Consider the following 4978-nt stretch of genomic DNA (forward strand, 5'->3'; position numbering starts at 1 on the left):
TAATTCGTAATTCGTAATGACGCGACGCTCCTGCGTCGCTAACGCTTCGCTATCGCGGACTCGCTACCGCTACGCTAACGTAATTCGTAATTAAAAAACACATAGATAAATATTTACTGCTAGGTGTTGGATGTATTGTTATTTTCATGAAAAAGTCTTAAATCTGCTTTTAAAAAATCAACAAACTGCCGTGCTGTACGTCCAGAACGACCATTATGGCGAGTTGCCCATTGTAATGCTTGAAATTCCAAATCTTCTTGGGTAATATTAATTTCAGCTTGGGCGGCTAAATGTTGTACAATTTTTAAATAAGTTTTTTGATTAGCTGGTTCAAAGGTCAAGGTTAAACCAAAGCGATCGCTAAACGAAAGCTTCTCCTGCATCGTATCCCAAGCATGGATTTCCTCGTTATCCTTGGGAGTCGGTCTATCCACAAAAAACTCCCGAATCAGGTGGCGGCGATTAGAGGTAGCGTACACTGCTACATTTTGAGGCCTCGCCGTTAAATTACCTTCTAAAACTACCTTGAGAGCTTTAAAGGCATCATCATCTTCTTCAAATGAAAGGTCATCGACAAAGATAATAAATTTTTGTGACACACCCCGTAAATGTTCCACAATTTTTGGTAAGTCTTTTAAATCAGATTTTGCCACTTCCAATAAGCGGAGGCTGCGATTGCTAAATTCATTCAACAAAGATTTTACTAAAGAAGATTTGCCAGAACCGCGACTACCGTAAAGTAATACATGCAGTGCCATCTCTCCTGATAATAAAAACTCTGTATTTTTCAGCAAAGCATCTTTTTGAGATTCGTAACCGACAAGGGCACTCAGTTTAACGGGGTCAGAATACCTGATACCGATAAACTGCCCAGATTGCCAGCGTAAAGCGCGATATTCGGCAAATAAACCAGAGCCACATTGCTGATAATAAGCTGCTAACTCTTCTACAGCATCACCCCAATTATCTAACTCTTGTAGATATGTAGTGAACTTTGTCTCTACTCCTGCCAATTCTTGCTCTTTATACCACACTACTGGTGAAATCGGCATATAAGCTACATCTTGTACCCACTCGCTCAAAAAAGCGCTGCTACACTCATAGAGACTTTGCAATATTTGTAAATCATGCTGAACTGCTGCTACTAAAGCTGGGGACAAATCTTCAAATTCTCGGACTCCCGCCAGCTTTGTAAAAGGATTCTCAGAGAAGAGAATTTGAATAATTAAATAGTCTTCCCAGTTTTGATTTCTAGCAGCTAAAGCGTGGAAGTAACTGCCGTAGGCTTGGAGACAACCCCGTGCATCGGTGTTAGTGTAACGTATAGCTTGCAACAGTTCCAGAAATGCCATCCCGACTTCGCCTTGCAGAACAGATTGGTAAAGTAAAAGTGAGGCTGCTTGGCGCTGGAGATATTGAACCTTTGTATATAAGGAAGTACTTGCCATTGGTATCGCTTGATTATCCATCAATCAACTGTGTGGTATAGCTAAATAGCTATGGTAAATTGTCTGCTGACCCTGGCAGTAAAGTCAAAGTCTACATAGGTTTTAACAATGAATTTAAGTATAGTTGCTGCTTTTGCCTACGGCATATTAGCGATTGTTGGTGGGGTTATTGGTTACATTCAAGCTACAAGTAGAGTTTCACTCCTAAGTGGTAGTATTAGCGGTTTATTACTAATACTTGCCGCTTACTTTCAACTCCAAGGACAAACCTGGGGTGCGATTTTAGCAGTCTTAGTTACTGCTGTTTTAGTAGTTTTCTTTGCATTTCGACTGGCAAAAACACGTAAGTTTATGCCGGCGGGATTAATGACGATTTTGGGTGTGCTGGCATTGGCGGTGATGCTGAATCAATTTGTGGCTTTAAGGTAGCATTAGTTTCTAAGCAATAACCGCCCTCCTGTTTTTTTGGTATCGCATAACTTTCCCTGCTTTGAATTATATTAGTACATTTATATTACTGTGACTTGTTACGCACTTGAAAACAACTACAGCAATTGCCAGTTGCAGTAAAGTGCAGTTGTATAAGATGCGCTCATGTAGACTTTGTTTGCGATCGCCTATAGTCATCTACAATTTGTAGGTGACGAAAATAACGTGATAACAATATTTCCAGACATCAACTATGAAAATTAAAGAAAAAAATAATTACTAATTGCCTAAAAAGTCCGGTTTTTTTGGCTTTGTGATGATAAATAAAAGTAATACCATTAAATGTCATGCTTCGTACTGCGAAGGATTACTGAAATTCTTCGCCGCTTTCAGGATGACTACTGAACATCAAACAACTCTGCCGCCAATCAGTTTTTTTTGCTGGGGATGCTTCTTTGCCACAACAAAAGGAGATGGAGCCACATCAAAAGGCTCTACTACAAAACTTACTCTAGATGTGTCTAAGTAACTATGCTGATAAAGTGTAAAGATGTCACAGTATATTGCAGCAAATTTTAAAGGAATTGCAAAGGACTTGGTGCCATTTTGGCAAGTTTTTCTCCCAAATATGGGATATTAGTAGATTGTACAAATCTTTATTGTTATTTACATTTCCCTTCTTGCATTAGTCCTATCTACTGAGAACTCTTAAGACCAAGCAAATTTGACACAAATAAGTTTAAGTAATTTAACGAAGTAGGAAATAATACATGGTATTATCACTGTCTTCTCATAATGTTAGCCAGTATCTGCAAGACGCGGGTCTGTGTAGCTCAGAAGATTGCACATCAGACAAATCTGAGTTGCCAAGAAGCAGTCAGAAAAATTTCAATTTACTAGTGAATTTAGCAGATAATCGCCAACTGCTCCTGAAACAAGAACGTAACGTTAAAAAAAATGACGGCGCGCCTCATGAATTGTTTCAGGAGTGGCTGTTTCACCAGTTGCTACAACAGTTTCCAGTTCTAGGTAATACTTCAGCAATCGCGCCATTGGTAGTGCATTTTGACGAAGAAAATTCGATTCTTGTCCGTAGCTACTTGAATCAATATCTAGAGCTTGCGAAATTTTACCACAACAATGAGATTTTTCCACAAGAAATTGCCTCTGCCATCGGCACAACTTTGGCGGGACTCCATCGCGCCACCTACAACCGCCGAGAATATCGGGATTTTATGGCAACTGCTCCCGAAGGAGAGTTTCGCTATGGGTTTTACAATCCGGCGCAAGGGGTAGGGTCAATTGGGCCAGAGATTTTTGGGAATGTTCCCACGGATGCACTAAAGTTCTATGTTCTCTATCAACAATACGAGAGTTTGTCATCTGCGATCGCAGATTTGGCATATAGCTGGAATCCTTGCTGCTTAACTCACAACGACCTGAAATTGAACAACATTTTAGTTCATTCCCGGTGGGAACAACTAGACAATTCTCTAATCCGACTAATTGACTGGGAAGCTTGTTCTTGGGGAGACCCAGCCTTTGATTTAGGAACTTTACTGGCAAGCTATTTAGAAATTTGGCTCAAGAGTCTGGTAGTAGACCCCACCATTGAGTTACAAGAATCTCTACATTTGGCGTTAACACCATTAGAGATTTTACAACCTTCACTTATTGCCATAATTAGGGCTTATGTGAATGCTTTTCCGATGATTTTAGAATACCAGCGTGACTTTATTTTGCGCGTTATTCAATTTGCAGGGCTGGCACTAATTCATCAAATTCAAGATATGATTACGTGCCGGAAACACTTTAATAATACTCAACTTTGTATGCTCCAAGTAGCTAAAAGTTTACTTACAATGCCAGAGCAAGGTATACTGACCATCTTCGGGATATCAGAATCAGAAATTCTGAATCCTGTGGGAAAAATCCATAAATTTCCTCAGCCTGTAAAGGAGCAGCAGTTACTTCGTATTTATTACGAAAAAACTCAGCTACGTGGTTGTTAATACCCTCACTGGTAACACAGAATTTAATTCTGGATTCTGAATTCTGACTCCTGAATTCTCTTTTTTAAAGTTTGATTTCTGAATAGATTAATGCTAAATCCCTCTATCAATCAATCGCTAAATTCTCTATTTGATATTGCTCAGAATATCCAAATTGAGTCTAACTTTTGTATTTACCATCCCAATTATCAACCATTTGCCCTGCCCACTAAAATAGCCGATAGATTTCAGCAAAATTCTGTAGATTTACAACAGAAGTATCTGACTCTCCTGCTACGAAATTTTCTCTATGGAATCTATTACAATGGCTCTCTCCAAAGTACTTTGGCAGTCAATAGTGATAATACTAATCGCCCGCAAAAGCATAATTTAGCAGATAATTCTATTTTGGAAATTGACTGGGACTTTTACGAACAACTGCACGCCAGTAATCACGGCATAGGTTACTTTGACCCTCGATGGCAGGTGTTGCGAAAAGAACCTGATGGGACTATGGCGGTGACTAAAGGCGGTTTAACACTTTATGTTGAGCCAGACTGCCATCTAAAATCCAGTCAGAAATCTACCAAAGTGGGTGATATGGTAGCAATCTGGATGCCCAAAAATCGACTGCAAAACGGCTGTTACTTAGCGGTTAGCAATGTTGGACAGGGACGGCAAAGTAACCCAGATGCTGATTTAGGAGCAGGGCGAATCTACTTTAACTTTACGGCATCTGGTGCGATCGCTCTCATGGAAAGCTTGACACTGCAACTAAATGCAGCCTCGATTCCTTTTAGTTTTCAGGTTCTCCACAACCCCTCTGCATACGGGCGCTATGATTCAGGGCTGCTTTACTTTGAACTCCCCGACTATCCAGCAATCCGCACAATCCTTCAGACTGTTTATATCGAAAATCAATCCCATTTCCAGCCCGAAATTCCTTTGTTTACCAAATTTTTAGCACCAGGGTTAGGTTTAGCCGAAGAACCAACCGAAAAATTTGCAGCACAAGAAAGTTTTGGGATGAACCGTTGCCAAATCGTCGCTAATGCTTTATTAGAAGCTTGGCAAAAAGGTAAAAATGCAATGGAGGAACGGATGAGGGTT

General features: G+C 40.1%; 4 protein-coding genes. 3 read left to right on the forward strand and 1 reads right to left on the reverse strand.

Translation table 11 applies throughout. The features are described 5' to 3' along the window. Window positions 1-119: 119 nt before the first annotated feature. The gene (locus HWQ37_RS34040) at window positions 120-1469 is read right to left on the reverse strand and encodes an ATP-binding protein (protein WP_292755732.1); all 1350 of its coding nucleotides are present in this window, start codon (window positions 1467-1469) and stop codon (window positions 120-122) included. A gap of 87 nt (window positions 1470-1556) precedes the next feature. On the opposite strand from HWQ37_RS34040, the gene HWQ37_RS34045 reads away from it, so the two are divergent. From HWQ37_RS34045 to HWQ37_RS34055, 3 genes are all read left to right on the forward strand, one after another. Then, the gene (locus HWQ37_RS34045) at window positions 1557-1877 is read left to right on the forward strand and encodes a TMEM14 family protein (protein WP_292755733.1); all 321 of its coding nucleotides are present in this window, start codon (window positions 1557-1559) and stop codon (window positions 1875-1877) included. A gap of 770 nt (window positions 1878-2647) precedes the next feature. Further along, the gene (locus tag HWQ37_RS34050; protein ID WP_292755734.1) at window positions 2648-3889 is read left to right on the forward strand and encodes a phosphotransferase family protein; all 1242 of its coding nucleotides are present in this window, start codon (window positions 2648-2650) and stop codon (window positions 3887-3889) included. A gap of 90 nt (window positions 3890-3979) precedes the next feature. Continuing rightward, the coding region (locus HWQ37_RS34055; protein WP_292755735.1) for a T3SS effector HopA1 family protein at window positions 3980-4978 on the forward strand (999 nt) is incomplete at its 3' end.

This window comes from Nostoc sp. NMS4 (assembly GCF_017115095.1).
Taxonomy (GTDB): Bacteria; Cyanobacteriota; Cyanobacteriia; order Cyanobacteriales; family Nostocaceae; genus Nostoc.